Here is a 16,692-nt window from a genome sequence, read left to right as displayed (position 1 = left end):
TCATTTTGAATAGAAAAATAAAACTTATTTGGGATTTTAGAGGTCCAGAATCCTTAAAAACAGCAGAGCACCACGAAATACATTTAAAGGAATTTATCGCCATCGAAAAATTGAACCTGGACATCACCGGGTTCTCCAAGATAAACGAACTGCACAGTATTGCCTATATGGTTGTAGAAGAGAGCAATATGATTGCGGTGAGAGATGCCTTAAAACCTCATAGAGGAGAAATTTATGAAGAAAACTAGAAACCCAGGTTTTAAACATATTCTTCTGTTACCCATGGCACTGGGACTTATTCTTTCTTGCAAGGGAAAACAGAAAAACCCAAACTTACTGCAAGAGGCTTTGTCTTCCCCGAATGAAAAAATAGCCAGGGTAATGGATAGCTTGGACACCTATGAAGTTCAGATAAGATACACCAAAATTGATAGAATAAACGATAGTTTACTTCTCACCGATTATGATTTTCAGGTAAACGACAAAAATTATTTTTACCCTGCAAGTACCGTAAAGTTCCCCATTGCGGTTTTGGCATTGGAAAGACTCAACCAAACCGACACCTTAAACAGGAAAGTAAAGTATTTCGTAGAAGGAGACACCATAGAATCTACGTTCACCAAAGATATATCCCAAATTTTTGCAGTAAGCGACAACCTTGCGAACAACCGTTTATTCGAATTGTTGGGTCAAGATGCCATTAACCGATCGTTAGAGCACAAAGGGATCGGCCCTGTTCGCATATCTCACAGACTTGGTCACCATAGCGAAGATTTAAGAACAAAGCCCCTAATTATATACCTCAACGATAGCACTATTGGTATGACCGAGCCCAGTATAAACACTGCTCCAAAACCTCTAGAGCTAAACAAAATAGAAAAAGGAAAAGCGTATTATGAAGACGATGAGCTTATAGAGGCCCCTTTCAATTTTTCATTAAAAAACTATTACCCCATAACCTCACAACACGAGGTACTTAAACGGGTAATTTTTCCTGAACTGTTCACCAAAGAAGAGAGGTTCGACATTTCTAAGGAACAAGCCTCTTTTTTATTGGACGCCATGCAAACCCTTCCCCGAAATGCGGGTTACGACCCTGAAGATTACTATGACGGTTACTGTAAGTTTTTTATGTTCGGCGATAATAAGAACACCATACCCGACCATCTTGAGATATACAACAAGGTAGGTTTTGCCTATGGCACGCTAACCGACTGCGCATATATAAGGGACACCAAAAACAATGTAGATTTTTTACTGACCGCCACAATTCTAGTAAACAAGAATGGTATCTTTAACGATGATGTTTATGAATACGAAGAAATAGGGCTGCCATTTTTAGCAGAGTTGGGCAGAGAGATCTACAGACTTGAATTGGAAAGAAAAAACGACTAGATATAGCATTATAATCTATGCCGAAGCAAATGAAGGAAACCAGAATAAATAAATACTTAAGCGAAGCAGGTTACTGCTCTAGAAGAGCTGCCGACAAACTTATAGAACAAGGCAGGGTCACCATTAACGGAAAAGTACCGGAGATGGGTACCAAGATCGTTGAGGGCGATTTGGTGCAAGTGGACGGCGAGACTATTTCGGAACCTAAAGAAAAACCGGTTTATATTGCCTTTAACAAACCTGTGGGCATTGTCTGTACTACAGATACAGGTGTAGAAAAAGACAACATAATAGACTTCATCAATTACCCGAAGAGAATATTTCCGATAGGTAGATTGGACAAGCCCAGCGAAGGCCTTATCTTTTTGACCAACGACGGCGATATCGTCAACAAAATATTACGGGCACGAAACAATCATGAAAAAGAATACTTGGTAACCGTAGACAAACCTATAACCCCTACTTTCTTAAAAAAAATGAGAGCAGGTGTTCCTATTCTGGATACGGTTACACGTAAATGTGAAGTGGTACAAGTAAGCAAATATCAATTTAGGATTATTTTGACACAAGGCCTTAACAGGCAAATAAGAAGAATGTGCGAATATTTGGATTATAGGGTAAAAAAATTAAAAAGGATCCGGATCATGAACGTACATCTAGACATACCCGTAGGAAAATGGAGAGACCTTACCCCTCAAGAACTGAAAGAAATAAATAGATTGGTGAGCAATTCGACAAAAACGGACAGTTAAACAAAATTACATCTAAAAAACAAGTACTGCCGCATCCGCCTATTTATCGAAAATTACCAGAAACCCTACAATAAGAGACACTTTTTTACCCCCCTATTGTTAAATTAGTAATAAAGAATATTTAACATGAGGTTCATAATAGGTCTTTTTACGGTTTTTATTCTAATTGGGATTGCACTTTCTATAATGTTTATCATAAAAAAGAAAGGGGATGTAGTCGCAAACAGGTTTTTAGCAGCATATACATTTTTGTTTTCTTTTGAATTACTGAACAATGTCTTAAGATGGTCAGGTGTATTGGAAACCGAACCTTTCGTTCATTTTAATTTAGTACACTTTCCCGTTTGGGCCATTTATGGTCCTTTGGTATACATGTATATAAGACGTGTTACCAAAAAAGTCACCTTTAAGATTACTGATTTAGTTTTTCTTATCCCCTTTCTTCTAATATTTGGAGCGCTTTCACCTTTTTATTTTTTACCTACGGATGAAAAACTACAGCTTGTAGAAGCAGGTACGGTATTCCAACATGTTCCCTGGCCTTCGTACGGAATTTGGCTGGTAATACTTCTAATGTCTTTCTACGCCCTATTTTCATTTCAAAGTTTCAGAAAAAACAGAAAGCTTGGGTATCGCGAAAACGTTTGGCTTAAATGGTTCGTTGGCTCCTATTCCGGATTTGTATTCATGTTCTCGCTATACATATTTCTGGTCCGGTTTAATATAATGGATCCAAAATATGATTACTTTGTAGATATAGTCATCGTAGGCTTTATAGGTCTACTGGCCTTTTTCGGTTTTGTACAGCCCGACGTTTTTGAAGGTAAAAACCTTAGAGAGGTACTCCCTTTCGTAAAATATAGAAAAAGCGGTATTTCACCGGCCCTATCCTTAGAAATGAAAGAAAAGCTGGTAGAAATAATGCAGAACCAAAAGCCATATCTGGATAACGAGTTACGCTTAGATGACCTTAGCCTGCTCTTAAACCTTTCTAGAAACCAAACCTCACAGATAATCAACGAACATTTTAACCTATCTTTTTTTGACTTTGTGAACAGATACAGGATTATGGAAGCCAAAAACATGCTTATAGATTATGAGAACAAACAATTGACCATGTCACAATTGGCATTTGAGGTAGGGTTTAACAGTAGGGCCTCTTTCTATAGGGCATTTAAAAAATTCACGAACTATAACCCATCCGAATATCTGAAAATATCAAAAGCGTCCTAAAGAATACCGAGAAACATATATATAAACCCAATAAAATTAACAGTTTATCAACCTAAAAATCACTAACTTAGAAATAAAATGATTATTGAATCAACAAAAATCGCAGATATGAAACAGAAAGCACTTACACTAGACAATAATTCCCTGTTTCGCATTCTTCTTTTATCGATTTTGGCCATTGTCATCAACAATATTACACTCTATGCCCAAGAAGATAAATACAAAGAATATTTAGGGGAAGTATTTGACCAAGAGACCAAAAAACCTTTGGTGTTCGCTACACTCACCTTAGAAGGCACAAACATTAGCACCATTACCAACACAGAGGGCGCCTTTTTATTAAAAGTACCCGAAGAAAACGCTAGCAACAACGTTATCATCTCATTTTTAGGCTATCAGACCTTATCCCTCCCACTGTCCAACTTTTCCGAAGACAAAAACAAGATAGGTATGAAAGAACTTATTACAGAGCTTCCAGAAGTAAGCCTAATTGTACCAAGGGATGCTGCCAGACTAGTAAGGGAAACGCTTAAAAAGAGAGGTGAGAATTATATAGACCACCCAACGGTAATGACCGCTTTTTACAGGGAAACCATAAAAAAAAGGAGGAAAAATGTAAGCTTGTCTGAAGCTGTTGTAAATATTTACAAAGCCCCTTATTCCAATGACCGGACCGATGCCCTAAAATTGTTCAAGGCAAGAAAAAGCACCGATTATAGCAAACTGGATACCGTAGCCCTAAAATTACAAGGGGGGCCTTTTAATGCCCTATTTGTCGATATGGTAAAATACCCCAACTACATTTTTTCCGACAACTATTTTGAACACTATAATTTCTCCTTTGTCAACTCTACACGGGTAGGCGATAAACTTATTTATGTTATAAAATTTGAACAAAAACCCGAAATCATAGACCCGTTATACACTGGCAAACTATATATAGATGCTGAAAATAAAATTCTGACCAGTGCCATTTACTCACTTAACATCACCAACAAGGACTTAGCTTCTAAAATGTTCGTCAGAAAAAAACCGAAAAACGCGGAAGTTTGGCCTACCGAAGTAGCCTACAGGGTAGATTACAGAGAAAAAGACGGAAAGTGGTATTACGGATACAGTAATGTTCTCTTAGAGTTTAAGGTAGATTGGGACAAAAGACTCTTTAATTCTGTATATAGTATGAGCTGCGAAATGGCCATTACCGATTGGGAGAGAAACACCGACAATACCATTCCTAAATACAAAGACCGTGTAAAATCCAACATTATTCTAAGTGATGAGGCCATTGGTTTTGCCGATCCTGATTTTTGGGGAGAATACAATATTATTGAGCCCGAAAAATCGATAGAATCCGCTATTAAAAAAATTCAACGACAGCTCAAAAGAGGAAAAATAAAAGGTATTGGCAACGGTACCGCTGCCAGATAAAACAAATTACACATAATTAAAAATCCCATTTCATATAGAAATGGGATTTTTGTTTTTATATCATAAAAAGTTCAACAAAAAACAAAGCCTACAAAAGCCCTTAGTTTGCCACTTCACTTATAAATTTAAGACGGTACAACCTTAGCTCCTCATCTTCATAATCACCATCGAATTCTTTCATGGCCTCTTCCAAATTGTCGGTTTCGGCTTCCAGAAAATAATCATGTATCTCTTCTTGTTGATCCTCGTCCAAAACCTCATCTATCCAATAGTCGAGGTTCAGCTTAGTTCCGCTAAATACGATTTGCTCCATTTCTTTGATAAGCTCGGGAATTTCCAATCCTTTGGCCGAAGCAATATCATCTAAAGGTAGTTTTCTATCCACATTTTGAATAATGTACAATTTTAAGGCTGAATTAGCTCCCGTGCTTTTAACCACAAGGTCATCGGGTCTTATAATCTCATTTTCCTCTACATATGTACTTATAAAATTTACAAAAGGGGTGCCGTATTTTTTGGCCTTGCCCTCTCCAACACCGTGAACATTAAGAAGCTCTTCTAAAGATACTGGGTATTTAAGCGCCATATCTTCCAACGATGGATCCTGAAATACCACAAAAGGAGGCACGCTAAGCTTATTGGCCTGCGCTTTTCTTAAATCTTTTAATTGCTTCAACAATTTTTCATCGGCCACACCACCAGATTTTGAAGCTCCTACAATGGCATTATCATTTTCTGCATTGTACACATGGTCTTTGGTCATCATAAAAGACACTGGATTTTCTAAAAACTCCTGTCCTTTATCGGTAAGGCGCAACACCCCATATTGTTCTATTTCCTTTTTTAACAGACCGGCCACAAGGGTTTGCCTGATCAACGCCATCCAGTGACCTTTATCCTTATCGGAACCAATACCAAAAAAGTCTTTTTCGTTTGTTTTATGGGAAGTGATTATCGCATTGTTCTTGCCCCTTAAGGCATTTACAATTTCTTTGGATTTGAATTTCTCACTAGTTCCTTTTACAACTTTAAGAAGTTTTACAACATCGTCTTTAGCCTCTACCTTTTCTTTTGGGTTTCTGGTGTTATCGTCCATATCGGCACCTTCACCGTTTACCTCATCGAACTCTTCCCCAAAATAGTGTAGCATAAATTTTCTACGCGACATAGAGGTTTCGGCATATGCAACCACCTCTTGTAACAATGCATTGCCTATTTCTTGTTCGGCTACAGGCTTACCGGACATAAATTTTTCCAGCTTCTCTATATCTTTATATGAATAGAATGCCAAACAATGGCCTTCTCCCCCATCTCTTCCGGCCCGTCCTGTTTCTTGGTAATAACTTTCTATGCTTTTGGGTATATCGTGATGAATTACATATCTAACGTCCGGTTTGTCTATACCCATACCAAAAGCGATCGTAGCCACCACGACATCTACGTCTTCCATCAAGAACATATCTTGGTACTTAGAACGTGTTTTAGCATCAAAACCGGCATGGTACGGTACCGCACTGATCCCATTTACCTGCAAGACCTGGGCCAGTTCCTCTACCTTCTTTCTGCTTAAGCAGTATACGATTCCCGATTTACCGGCATTCTGCTTTACAAAACGGATAATATCGGCATCTACATTTTCTGTCTTTGTCCTTACCTCATAGAATAGGTTTGGTCTATTGAACGATGCTTTAAAGAGTTTGGCATCGTTGATACCAAGGTTCTTAATAATATCTTCTTGGACCTTAGGTGTGGCCGTGGCCGTTAAACCGATCATAGGAATGTTTTCTCCCAATCTGGCCACAATAGACCTTAAGTTTCTGTATTCGGGCCTAAAATCATGTCCCCATTCAGAAATACAATGAGCTTCATCGACCGCTACAAAAGAAATTTTCACCGAACGCAGAAATTCTACATTCTCTTCTTTGGTAAGCGATTCGGGGGCGACGTACAATAATTTGGTAACACCATCTACTATATCTTGTTTTACCTGTTTTATCTCCGTTTTGTTAAGTGAAGAATTCAACACATGGGCTATTCCCTTTTGGGAAGATACCCCACGTATGGCATCTACTTGATTCTTCATCAAGGCGATTAAAGGCGAAACCACGATTGCCGTACCATCCTGCATTAATGCAGGAAGCTGATAACAAAGCGATTTACCCCCTCCTGTGGGCATGATCACAAAAGTATTATTCCCTTGTAAAATATTCTTAATAACGTCCTCCTGTAGCCCCTTGAATTGTGAAAATCCAAAATATTTCTTTAACGAGGCATGTATATCAATCTCACTCAATTTTATAAAGTATATCAAATTTTCAAGGTCACCGCAATTATAATTCGCTTTTGACCCATATCAAAATCAAATCTCAAAAAACTATAACGTACAACCAAATTATTATCTGATACAGATCCTATAAAATTAAGTTTACGTAATTTTGCAATCTTAAAGATAACACATTCTTTTAGGAATACCATTGATAAAATTGAATAATACATTGACATCGGACAGCACTATTCTGGACTTGGCAAAAAGAACGATTGAAAAAGAACGGGACGCCATAGGCCACCTTACTACACTTTTAAACGAGGATTTTTCCAGAATCGTTAATTGTATTTTAGAATCAAAGGGAAGGGTTGTCATTTCCGGAATTGGAAAAAGCGCCATTATAGCCTCTAAAATAGTAGCTACGCTCAACTCTACGGGTACACCGGCTATTTTTATGCATGCGGCCGACGCCATACATGGCGACCTAGGAACTATACAAGAAAATGACATAGTTATATGTATTTCTAAAAGTGGCAATACCCCAGAAATTAAAATGTTGGTTCCACTTATAAAAAGAGGAAAGAACATATTAATAGGTATGACGGGGAATACCGAATCTTTCTTGGCCAAACAGGCCGATCATATTCTGAATACGTTCGTAGAAAAAGAAGCGTGCCCAAATGGTCTGGCCCCTACAACAAGTACTACGGCCCAGCTTGTCATGGGCGACGCCCTTGCCATTGTACTCTTAGAACTAAGAGGGTTCAGCAGTGCCGATTTTGCAAAATTTCATCCCGGTGGCACACTTGGCAAAAGACTGTACCTAAGGGTTTCTGACATAGCCAAGAACAACCAAATTCCGAAAGTTCAGTTAAACACAGAGGTAAAACAGGTAATCGTAGAAATCTCAGAAAAAATGTTAGGGGTCACTGCTGTACTGGACAACAATAAAGTTGTGGGTGTCGTAACCGATGGCGACATTCGAAGAATGCTGAACAACCATGACAATATAAAAGGGCTAACGGCTGCCGATATAATGTCAAAAAACCCAAAGACCATCGAAATGGACACACTGGCCATCAAGGCCTTGGATTTAATGCAACAAAAAGGAATTTCCCAGTTATTGGCCCTTAAAGATGGTGAATATGCTGGTGTAATCCACTTACATAACCTTATAAACGAAGGTATTATATAATGGCAGAAAAAAGCACAACCTCCCCAAACGAGATGTCGTTTTTAGACCATCTTGAAGAATTAAGATGGCATTTGATCCGATCTACAATTGCCGTTGTCCTCATTGGTATAGTGGCTTTTGTTTTCAGTCGTTTTATTTTTGACGTTATCATATTTGGCCCCTCGCAAATGGATTTTCCTACCTATGAGTTCTTTTGCAAGGCGGCGAATTTTATAAATATCGAATCTGATTTTTGTAAGGACAAATTACCCTTTACCATTCAGAGTAGAACAATGTCGGGACAATTTTCCGCCGATATCTGGACCGCTATTTGGGTAGGTATAATTGTTGGTTTCCCATACGTATTGTATGAACTTTGGAAATTCATAAGCCCCGGTCTTTACGAAAAAGAACGTAAACACTCTAAAGGGTTTATTTTTATAGCATCTCTTTTATTCTTCATGGGGGTTCTTTTTGGATACTATATAGTTGCCCCTTTATCCATTAATTTTTTGGGCACCTACCAGGTAAGTGAAATGGTCTTGAACGAATTTGACCTAGACTCTTACATAGGTACAGTTAGGTCGGCCGTGCTTGCGTGTGGTGTTCTTTTTGAATTACCCATCATCATCTTCTTTTTAACAAAAGTAGGCTTGGTGACCCCTGAAATAATGAAGAAATACCGAAAAATTGCCCTCGTGGTGGTATTGATTCTTTCTGCCGTGATTACACCTCCAGATGTAGCCAGCCAGATTATCGTGGCCATACCGGTTCTAATTTTATACCAGGTAAGTATTTATATTTCTGGAAGAGTAATAAAAAGAGAAGCCAAAAAAGAAGCTAAAAAAGCAAAAGCAAATGTCAAACGCAGTTGAGGAATTTAATGCCTATCGTTCTAAAATGAACGATAAAATATTGGCGGACAACAACAAGGTAATAAAACGTATTTTTAATTTGGATACAAATGCGTTCACCGCAGGGGCTTTAGATGTAAAGACCAAAGAACTATTAGGTTTGGTCGCCTCTACCGTTTTACGTTGCGACGATTGTGTAAAATATCACTTAGAGAGCTGCTACAAAGAAGGCCTCACCAAGGAAGAAGTGATGGAAACACTAAGTATTGCCACTTTAATAGGAGGAACCATCGTAATTCCACACCTAAGACGTGCATACGAATACTGGGAAACATTGGAAACGACCCAAGGTTAAATAAGTGCTAAATCCTTTTGTTGGAAATGAATATAGGTTAGATTTGAAAAGATGAAGCTAAGAGCCGAAAATATAATGAAGTCTTACCGTGGCCGTAGAGTGGTCAAAGGTATTTCTTTAGAAGTGAACCAAGGGGAAATCGTTGGTCTTCTAGGACCGAACGGAGCAGGAAAAACAACCTCGTTCTATATGATCGTTGGCCTTATCAAACCCAATGGCGGAAACATCTATTTAGATGACATGGAAATCACCAAATTTCCCATGTACAAAAGGGCCCAAAACGGTATCGGATATCTGGCACAGGAAGCATCCGTTTTTAGAAAACTTAGCATTGAAAAAAACATCTTAAGTGTGCTTCAACTTACCAAGTTGAGTAAAAAAGAACAGCATATGAAGATGGAATCCCTTATCGAAGAATTCAGCTTAGGTCATATTCGAAAAAACCGGGGAGACCTCTTATCTGGTGGAGAAAGACGACGTACCGAAATAGCGAGGGCCTTGGCCACCGACCCCAAATTTATATTATTGGACGAACCCTTTGCAGGTGTAGACCCTGTTGCGGTAGAGGACATTCAACGAATCGTAGCCCAATTAAAAAACAAAAATATAGGTATACTCATAACGGACCACAACGTACAAGAAACCTTGGCCATTACAGAACGTTCTTACCTTATGTTCGAAGGCGGGATTCTAAAATCGGGTGTTCCAGAAGATCTTGCCGCAGATGAAATGGTTCGTAAGGTCTATTTAGGTCAGAACTTTGAGCTACGTAAAAAGAAGCTTGATTTTTAAACAAAGAGGTTGCACTACATGCATGGTTATCGTCCGGTCACAACTTTTTACCATACAACTGAAAATATCGGAAAGCGGCCACCCCTCCTATAAAATAAAATACCGCCAACATCGAGAATACGTGCCGATGTCCTTTTAAGCCCGGCGAACTATCCAGTAAATACCCCATTGCAGGTCCGGCAAAAATATCAGGTGTATAACCGATCAACGAAATTAGCCCTACAGCCGTACCGGTATACAACAACGGAATTTTTCCGCTCTGCATTACCGAAAAATAAAGCGCACGTACCGCATACACCCCTATTGCCACCACTAATATAGAGAGTAGAAACAGGAACCATGAAACGTTTACAACTATACCCGAGGCAAAGACCAAAGCTCCGAAAAAGGCAATAATAAAACCAAGAAAAAGCCATAGACTAGGCCTCGAACGGTCGGCCAAAACCCCGATCAACACCCCCACAAAAGGTCTTGCAAAGAGCAAAAACGTACCCACTTGGGCAGAAGCCACCTCGTCATACAACATAACATCTTGAGCATAAAGGGAAAAAACATCGGTAATCTTATACCCCACATAGGCACAAAGAATAATCACCATAAGCAGTAATACCGATGGCAATGCAAGCACCTCCTTTACCTGTGACACAGTAATTCTCTCAACTATTATTTTTTTCTCTACCTGATCTGGCAGTTTCATAAACATCCAAACCAAGGCCCCTACCACGGTCACAATACCGGAGGAGGTCAATATCACATACCTAAAGGCCGACCTGCTTTCTTCAAGCGAAGCCTGCTCCAACCCGTTGGTCATAATAAAAGAAAATACCAAAACCCCCATGGTTCCAAAAAGTGCACCTACAAGTCCCCTTCCCCCATCCAACAAACCAAAAGCCTTTCCCTGCGACCGATCACCGCCCCATACGCGGGTAGCTTTTATCATTGGTGACCAAAAAAGAAAAATTGTAGTAAAACCCCAGAACCCATAGAGCAGTTGAAGGGTAGCATAATCAGGGAAAGTAGCGTAGAGCAAACCGCCCAAAGCAGTTAACCATAAGGCCGTTGCAATTAACTTTCTTGGGGGAAACCTATCTGCCAGCGGACCACCGAATAAATAGGACACAAGGGCAACAAAACCATATACAGAAAAACACAGGCCTAATTGAACATTGTCCAAATTAAACACTTTTAAAACCGTCGGCCTAAAAACCCGTTGCAGCACAAATGGCAGGATAAATACACTCTCCCCTGCCAAAATCAACATAAACAGGTAGTACCAAGGTACTTTTCTAGATTCTTTCATTTTTATTGTATAGGAATCCAGATCTGTTCTTCTGAATTAGGATCATTATTCTTGTACTTGTCCCCTAGTACTTCAAAATGAGGACGGTTTGCCAATTGGTATCCCGAATGGGGCAACCATTCTTGAAAAATATAAGTAAAGATCGTAGCATCGTTAGGCATCCCCTTATAGTCAAAAACGGCATACCTACCTTTTGGGAGCATAAATACCTCCATTCCTTCTGGTACAACGTTCACATCCGTAACCTCTGCAAGAGCCCACTTTACAAACTTATTGACTGGACTAAAGTTATAGTAATAATCCTTTGGATAAACCTGTAAAGAAATATATTCGGAATTGGTCCTGTTCTTGATCTCTTTGTTGCGCACCATAAAAGACCCCCAGAGGTCTTTGGTCTTATTTTCTGCCAAACTCATTGACAATGACACACCTACTAATATTTTATCTTCTACAAATTCTATTCTAGGTGCTATATCCAAAACCCTTATTTCATTTTTCTACAAACCGTCATCCAGTCTGCCTATTTTTGTAATGATTTTAACCAACTAACAGTAACCAATAACTGCCCTACATGTCGCTGACTGTGTTCAGCCGCATGAAACAAAAGCCCCAAAACAGTTGATGGAAGTTTTTTTCTGCCCACTGTTCTTGTTTCTTTTAATTCTTCTTCGGAAATACCTTCAAAATATTGCAGCATTTTTTCTACCTGACCACTAAAAAGCTTGCAAAGGTCATCTATCGACAATGAATCATCTTTCTCGCCTTCACGTTTTAAATACTTAAACTGCTCCTCGGTTAACGCCTTCCCCTTTGCATAGGTCATCATCCGATCTAACACTCCAATAATATGTTTTATATGAAACCCTACAGACGCCCTACCCTCTGGTTTTTCCCATAAAAGATTTGCTGGCAAAGTTTTAGTATACACCTTCAACTCCTTATCAGATTGCAACAATGCATGTGCGGCGGGCTGAAGCAATGGCGGCACGCCCTTAACGGAACCCCTCAACCAAAATTCGGTATTGTCATCATGTATAGGGTCTAGGTCTAACATATTATAAATTAATAAAATAGAAATAAAAACACCTTAGAACTTTTGCTGCACGAACGAACTAACAATGTAAAACACAATTATTAGGGGAATAGCCAAAAACTTCATCGTTATCAACATAATTAGGCTCACGATCAAAAATATATATCGCAGGGCATTGTCCTTAAAGCCCCAATTCTTAAATTTTAATGCAAACAAAGACAAATTGCAGTTTAACAAATAGGCACTTACAAGGGTAAGTACCAACAAAAACCACTGGTTCAGAATAATTTCGCTGACACCATTACTACTATTGTAAAAAAGTATCAAAGGCAACGACAATATCAACAAAGCATTGGCGGGTGTCGGTAGACCGATAAAAGAAGAAACCTGGTTCTCATCTAAATTAAATTTGGCCAAGCGGTAAGCAGAGGCCATGGTAATTATAAAACCCGCAAAGGGCAACACTGCAGACCACTGAAAATTACCTGTTTCCAAAAAAGAAGTGGTATTTAAGCTCCACCCCCCACTCTGCGACATCGCCAGTAACTGAAACATAACAATACCCGGAACAAGACCACTGGTAATCATATCCGCCAAAGAATCTAGCTGAAGTCCTAATTCACTTTTAACGTTCAAGACACGAGCTGCGAGTCCGTCGAAAAAATCAAAAAAAATGCCCAAAACAACGAACAAAACAGCCATTTCCAACTTGTTCAACACTGCAAAAACCGTTGCTACACTGCCACAAAAAACATTTAAAAGGGTTATAAAATTAGGGATATGTTTTCGCATAATATCTTCAATCAATTTTAGTAAAAATAAGATAAATTGGTTATTATTTGCATCTTTGTTCTGTTATCGAACAGATTAATACATGTTAAAGAAAGTATTTCTATTTTATTGTTTTTTAACTTTTGGGATCCAAGGTTTTTCACAAGGCCCCCAATTGTCCCCATTATCGGAGCTAAGCTTGCTCACCGTTGGTACCGGCGATGAACTAGCGGCCAAATTTGGCCATAGCGCCATACGTTTTAAAGACCCTTCTTTAGGCATAGACGTGGTATATGGTTACGGCACCTATGATTTTGAAGACCCTAATTTTTATTTAAATTTCACTAGAGGAAAACTTGCCTACACAATATCTCGAATCCCTTTTCGCTATTTTATGCGAAGTTACCAATTGGAACAACGCTGGGTAAAAGAACAAAAGCTAAACTTAAATTTAGACCAGCGCAAAGCAATAGTATCTTTCCTCGAACATAACTTGTTGCCAGAGAACCGCAAATATAAATATGATTTTCTTTTTGATAACTGTGCCACCCGCATACCATTAGTATTTGAAAAAAATTTCGGAGATGAACTTGTATACGACTACACACATTTTAACGACCACTATACATTTAGGGAGTTAATTCACCAAAACCTAAAGGTAAACTCATGGTCTAACTTTGGTATTGACCTTGCCCTTGGTGCCGTAATAGACCGAAAGGCTACCCCTTACGAACATATGTTTTTACCCTTGTATGTTTACGAGCAAATGAAACAGACCACGTTAGACGGAAAGCCATTAATAAAAGAGGAACAGGTTCTATTGAACATACCCAAAAAAGAAGACAAGACCCTTTTTATTTTAACACCGGTATTTTGGCTGGCACTGTTACTATTATCGGTTCTTATAATAACCTATATAGACGTCAAGAATGAGAAACGAACCCGTTGGATGGATGTTGTCCTTTTTTCTGTTACGGGTCTTGCCGGAATTCTTATTTTATTTTTATGGTTCTTTACAGATCATGAGGCCACAAAAATGAATTTTAATGCTCTATGGGCCTTTGCACCTAACATAATTGCGACCTTTTTTATAGCAAGAAGAAAGTTACCCAAATGGTTTCAAAATTATATGACATTATTATTGGGGCTTTTGTTTACAAACATAGTTTTATGGATCTTGAAAGTTCAGGTATTCTCCATTCTACTCATTTTTATTTTATCAGCTTTGTTTTGCAGGTATCTTTATTTATTCATGTATCTAAAAAAACAAAACACTCAACAACACACCTAACAATACATGAACCTACTCACAGTTGAAAATATATCCAAATCCTACGGGGAATTGGTCTTGTTCGAAAATCTTTCCTTTGGTATCAATAAAGACCAAAAAATAGCATTAATCGCAAAAAACGGTAGTGGAAAGACCTCTATTTTAAATATTCTATCGGGTGCCGATACTCCTGACACAGGTCAGGTAAACTACCGTAAAAGCACTAGGGTATCTTTCTTGGCCCAAGAACCGACAATGGACCCCTCCTTAACCATCGAGGAAACCATTTTCGCTTCTGACAACGAAATATTACAAGTAATTGCAAATTATGAGAAAGCATTGGCAAACCCAGAGGATGCCGAAGCTTACCAAAAAGCGTTCGAGGCCATGGACCGGTTTGAGGCATGGGATTTTGAAACCCAGTATAAACAGATTCTTTATAAACTAAAGCTAGAAGACCTAAACGCTAAAGTAGGGAAGCTTTCAGGTGGGCAGAAAAAACGTTTGGCCTTGGCAAATGCACTTATCAACCGGCCCGACCTTTTAATACTTGATGAGCCTACAAACCACCTTGACCTTGAAATGATAGAGTGGTTAGAAGAATATTTCGCAAAAGAAAACCTAACGCTTTTTATGGTGACCCACGACCGGTATTTTCTTGAACGCGTCTGCAACGAAATATTGGAACTGGACAACGGCAAGCTATACCCATACAAAGGCAATTACTCTTATTATCTAGAAAAAAAGGAAGCAAGAATAGAACAACAGGCGGTAGAGCAGCACAAATCTGAAATACTTTTCAAAAAAGAATTGAACTGGATGCGACGCCAGCCGAAGGCAAGAACTACAAAGTCGAAATCTAGAATAGATGATTTTAATACCATTAAAGAAAAGGCCAGCCAACGTAGAAAAGAACACGAGGTTCAGTTAGAAATGAATATGGAGCGCATGGGCAACAAGATCATTGAGCTTCACAAAATATCAAAATCGTTTCCCAACAAGCCAATTTTGGACAAATTCGATTATTCTTTTACCAAAGGGGAAAGAGTAGGCATTATAGGAAAAAATGGCACAGGAAAATCGACTTTTCTAAATATTCTATCTGGCAAAGACCAACCCGATAACGGGAAAGTGGTGGTAGGTGAAACCATCAAGTTTGGTTACTACACGCAAAAAGGCATAAAAATAAAGGAAGGCCAAAAAGTTATAGATGTTATTCGTGAGTTCGGGGACTTTATTCCTTTGATGAAAGGAAGACAGATCTCTGCACAACAGCTTTTGGAGCGGTTTCTTTTTGATAGAAAAAAACAATATGACTTTGTAGAAAAACTAAGTGGTGGTGAACGCAAGCGGTTATACCTCTGCACGGTTCTTATTCAAAACCCTAATTTTCTCATTTTAGACGAACCTACCAACGATCTGGACATTGTAACCCTAAACGTACTTGAAAGCTTCTTGTTAGATTTTCAAGGTTGCCTAATCGTTGTTTCGCACGATCGTTATTTTATGGACAAAATAGTAGATCACCTATTCGTCTTCAAGGGCAACGGGGTTATCGAGGATTTTCCCGGAAACTATTCTGACTATAGGGCCTATGAAGATAGTCAGGTAATCGAAAAAAGAGACCAGAAAGAAAAAACCGAGGCACCTAAAAACACATGGAAGAAAACGGAATCCGTTAAATTATCCTATCAAGAACAAAAAGAGTTCAAACAATTGGAAAAGGAAATACAAAAACTGGAATCCAAAAAACAGGAAATACAAAATAGGTTTACCGATACTTCTTTATCTGGTGAACAAATAGAAGCTTTGTCCGTAGAACTTGGCGAGGTTACCGATGCTATCGATACAAAAACCGAACGTTGGTTTGAACTATCGGCGAAAATGGAAGGTTAAACACTTTTACAGTTCCTTAAAAATTTAAAAACTACGGTTTAACTGCTTTAAAAATCGATAAAGTGAAATTAACGCCCGAACCGTTCATCGAGTGAATTTTGCACTTTGTCCGGTTACATGTCGGACAACGAGAAATGGCGGTTTTTCAACGATTCACCACCCTTCAAAATACC

Annotated in this window: 16 protein-coding genes; 11 read left to right on the top strand and 5 right to left on the bottom strand. The window is 38.7% G+C overall.

Going from position 1 to position 16,692, the window contains the following annotated elements; all coding sequences use genetic code 11:
* The first annotated feature begins 5 nt into the window (after nt 1-5).
* From J8L85_RS17425 to J8L85_RS17405, 5 genes are all read left to right on the top strand, one after another.
* Nucleotides 6-248: a hypothetical protein gene (locus J8L85_RS17425; RefSeq protein ID WP_211019444.1), complete on the top strand. Its 243-nt coding sequence runs from the start codon at nt 6-8 to the stop codon at nt 246-248.
* Nucleotides 235-1,395: a serine hydrolase gene (locus tag J8L85_RS17420; RefSeq protein WP_247656716.1), complete on the top strand. Its 1,161-nt coding sequence runs from the start codon at nt 235-237 to the stop codon at nt 1,393-1,395. Before J8L85_RS17425 ends, J8L85_RS17420 begins: the two co-directional genes overlap by 14 nt.
* A gap of 29 nt (nt 1,396-1,424) precedes the next feature.
* Entirely contained in the window at nt 1,425-2,147 is a 723-nt protein-coding gene (gene rluF, locus J8L85_RS17415; protein ID WP_211019443.1) for a 23S rRNA pseudouridine(2604) synthase RluF, read from the top strand.
* 126 nt (nt 2,148-2,273) lie between these two features.
* Nucleotides 2,274-3,380 (top strand): helix-turn-helix domain-containing protein, encoded by a 1,107-nt coding sequence (locus tag J8L85_RS17410; protein ID WP_211019442.1) that lies wholly within the window; start codon nt 2,274-2,276, stop codon nt 3,378-3,380.
* A gap of 108 nt (nt 3,381-3,488) precedes the next feature.
* Nucleotides 3,489-4,808, top strand: a complete 1,320-nt coding sequence (locus J8L85_RS17405; protein ID WP_211019441.1) for a carboxypeptidase-like regulatory domain-containing protein — start codon at nt 3,489-3,491, stop codon at nt 4,806-4,808.
* A gap of 100 nt (nt 4,809-4,908) precedes the next feature.
* Here the strand turns inward: J8L85_RS17405 and recQ are convergent, their stop codons facing one another.
* Nucleotides 4,909-7,107 carry a DNA helicase RecQ gene (gene recQ, locus J8L85_RS17400; RefSeq protein ID WP_211019487.1) on the bottom strand — a complete coding sequence of 733 codons (2,199 nt, stop codon included), beginning with the start codon at nt 7,105-7,107 and terminating at the stop codon, nt 4,909-4,911.
* Nucleotides 7,108-7,303: 196 nt separating this feature from the next.
* On the opposite strand from recQ, the gene J8L85_RS17395 reads away from it, so the two are divergent.
* Genes J8L85_RS17395 through lptB form a run of 4 tightly spaced genes read left to right on the top strand, consistent with a single transcriptional unit; the run spans nt 7,304 to nt 10,249 of the window.
* Nucleotides 7,304-8,269 carry a KpsF/GutQ family sugar-phosphate isomerase gene (locus J8L85_RS17395; RefSeq protein ID WP_211019486.1) on the top strand — a complete coding sequence of 322 codons (966 nt, stop codon included), beginning with the start codon at nt 7,304-7,306 and terminating at the stop codon, nt 8,267-8,269.
* Nucleotides 8,269-9,123, top strand: coding sequence for a twin-arginine translocase subunit TatC (gene tatC / locus J8L85_RS17390; protein WP_211019440.1), 855 nt, complete (start codon nt 8,269-8,271; stop codon nt 9,121-9,123). Before J8L85_RS17395 ends, tatC begins: the two co-directional genes overlap by 1 nt.
* Entirely contained in the window at nt 9,107-9,457 is a 351-nt protein-coding gene (locus J8L85_RS17385) for a carboxymuconolactone decarboxylase family protein (protein WP_211019437.1), read from the top strand. Before tatC ends, J8L85_RS17385 begins: the two co-directional genes overlap by 17 nt.
* 51 nt (nt 9,458-9,508) lie before the next feature.
* Nucleotides 9,509-10,249, top strand: coding sequence for an LPS export ABC transporter ATP-binding protein (gene lptB / locus J8L85_RS17380; RefSeq protein ID WP_211019436.1), 741 nt, complete (start codon nt 9,509-9,511; stop codon nt 10,247-10,249).
* Between the two features lie 37 nt (nt 10,250-10,286).
* On the opposite strand, the gene J8L85_RS17375 is transcribed toward lptB, so the two are convergent.
* The 4 genes from J8L85_RS17375 to J8L85_RS17360 are packed head-to-tail and all read right to left on the bottom strand — an operon-like array spanning nt 10,287 to nt 13,374.
* Complete coding sequence (locus J8L85_RS17375) at nt 10,287-11,549, bottom strand: MFS transporter (RefSeq protein WP_211019435.1); 1,263 nt, start codon at nt 11,547-11,549, stop codon at nt 10,287-10,289.
* A gap of 2 nt (nt 11,550-11,551) precedes the next feature.
* The gene (locus J8L85_RS17370) at nt 11,552-12,028 is read right to left on the bottom strand and encodes a GyrI-like domain-containing protein (RefSeq protein WP_247656714.1); all 477 of its coding nucleotides are present in this window, start codon (nt 12,026-12,028) and stop codon (nt 11,552-11,554) included.
* Nucleotides 12,029-12,069: 41 nt separating this feature from the next.
* Nucleotides 12,070-12,603, bottom strand: a complete 534-nt coding sequence (locus J8L85_RS17365) for a DinB family protein (RefSeq protein WP_211019434.1) — start codon at nt 12,601-12,603, stop codon at nt 12,070-12,072.
* A gap of 33 nt (nt 12,604-12,636) precedes the next feature.
* Nucleotides 12,637-13,374 carry a CDP-alcohol phosphatidyltransferase family protein gene (locus J8L85_RS17360; RefSeq protein ID WP_211019433.1) on the bottom strand — a complete coding sequence of 246 codons (738 nt, stop codon included), beginning with the start codon at nt 13,372-13,374 and terminating at the stop codon, nt 12,637-12,639.
* 82 nt (nt 13,375-13,456) lie between these two features.
* On the opposite strand from J8L85_RS17360, the gene J8L85_RS17355 reads away from it, so the two are divergent.
* Nucleotides 13,457-14,644 carry a DUF4105 domain-containing protein gene (locus J8L85_RS17355; RefSeq protein ID WP_211019432.1) on the top strand — a complete coding sequence of 396 codons (1,188 nt, stop codon included), beginning with the start codon at nt 13,457-13,459 and terminating at the stop codon, nt 14,642-14,644.
* Between the two features lie 6 nt (nt 14,645-14,650).
* Nucleotides 14,651-16,519, top strand: coding sequence for an ABC-F family ATP-binding cassette domain-containing protein (locus tag J8L85_RS17350; protein WP_211019431.1), 1,869 nt, complete (start codon nt 14,651-14,653; stop codon nt 16,517-16,519).
* Nucleotides 16,520-16,692 lie beyond the last annotated feature (173 nt).

This window comes from Maribacter sp. MMG018 (assembly GCF_018100785.1).
GTDB lineage: Bacteria > Bacteroidota > Bacteroidia > Flavobacteriales > Flavobacteriaceae > Maribacter.
Note: the sequence above shows the minus strand (reverse complement) of the source record. Positions and strands in the feature narration are given on the sequence as shown.

Coding starts and splice junctions, on each gene's coding strand:
- J8L85_RS17365 (WP_211019434.1), bottom strand. CDS start 12,603: ATGTTAGACCTAGACCCTATACATGATGACAATACCGAATTTTGGTTG.
- J8L85_RS17350 (WP_211019431.1), top strand. CDS start 14,651: ATGAACCTACTCACAGTTGAAAATATATCCAAATCCTACGGGGAATTG.
- rluF (WP_211019443.1), top strand. CDS start 1,425: ATGAAGGAAACCAGAATAAATAAATACTTAAGCGAAGCAGGTTACTGC.
- J8L85_RS17360 (WP_211019433.1), bottom strand. CDS start 13,374: ATGCGAAAACATATCCCTAATTTTATAACCCTTTTAAATGTTTTTTGT.
- J8L85_RS17385 (WP_211019437.1), top strand. CDS start 9,107: ATGTCAAACGCAGTTGAGGAATTTAATGCCTATCGTTCTAAAATGAAC.
- J8L85_RS17405 (WP_211019441.1), top strand. CDS start 3,489: ATGAAACAGAAAGCACTTACACTAGACAATAATTCCCTGTTTCGCATT.
- lptB (WP_211019436.1), top strand. CDS start 9,509: ATGAAGCTAAGAGCCGAAAATATAATGAAGTCTTACCGTGGCCGTAGA.
- J8L85_RS17420 (WP_247656716.1), top strand. CDS start 235: ATGAAGAAAACTAGAAACCCAGGTTTTAAACATATTCTTCTGTTACCC.
- J8L85_RS17410 (WP_211019442.1), top strand. CDS start 2,274: ATGAGGTTCATAATAGGTCTTTTTACGGTTTTTATTCTAATTGGGATT.
- J8L85_RS17355 (WP_211019432.1), top strand. CDS start 13,457: ATGTTAAAGAAAGTATTTCTATTTTATTGTTTTTTAACTTTTGGGATC.
- tatC (WP_211019440.1), top strand. CDS start 8,269: ATGGCAGAAAAAAGCACAACCTCCCCAAACGAGATGTCGTTTTTAGAC.
- J8L85_RS17375 (WP_211019435.1), bottom strand. CDS start 11,549: ATGAAAGAATCTAGAAAAGTACCTTGGTACTACCTGTTTATGTTGATT.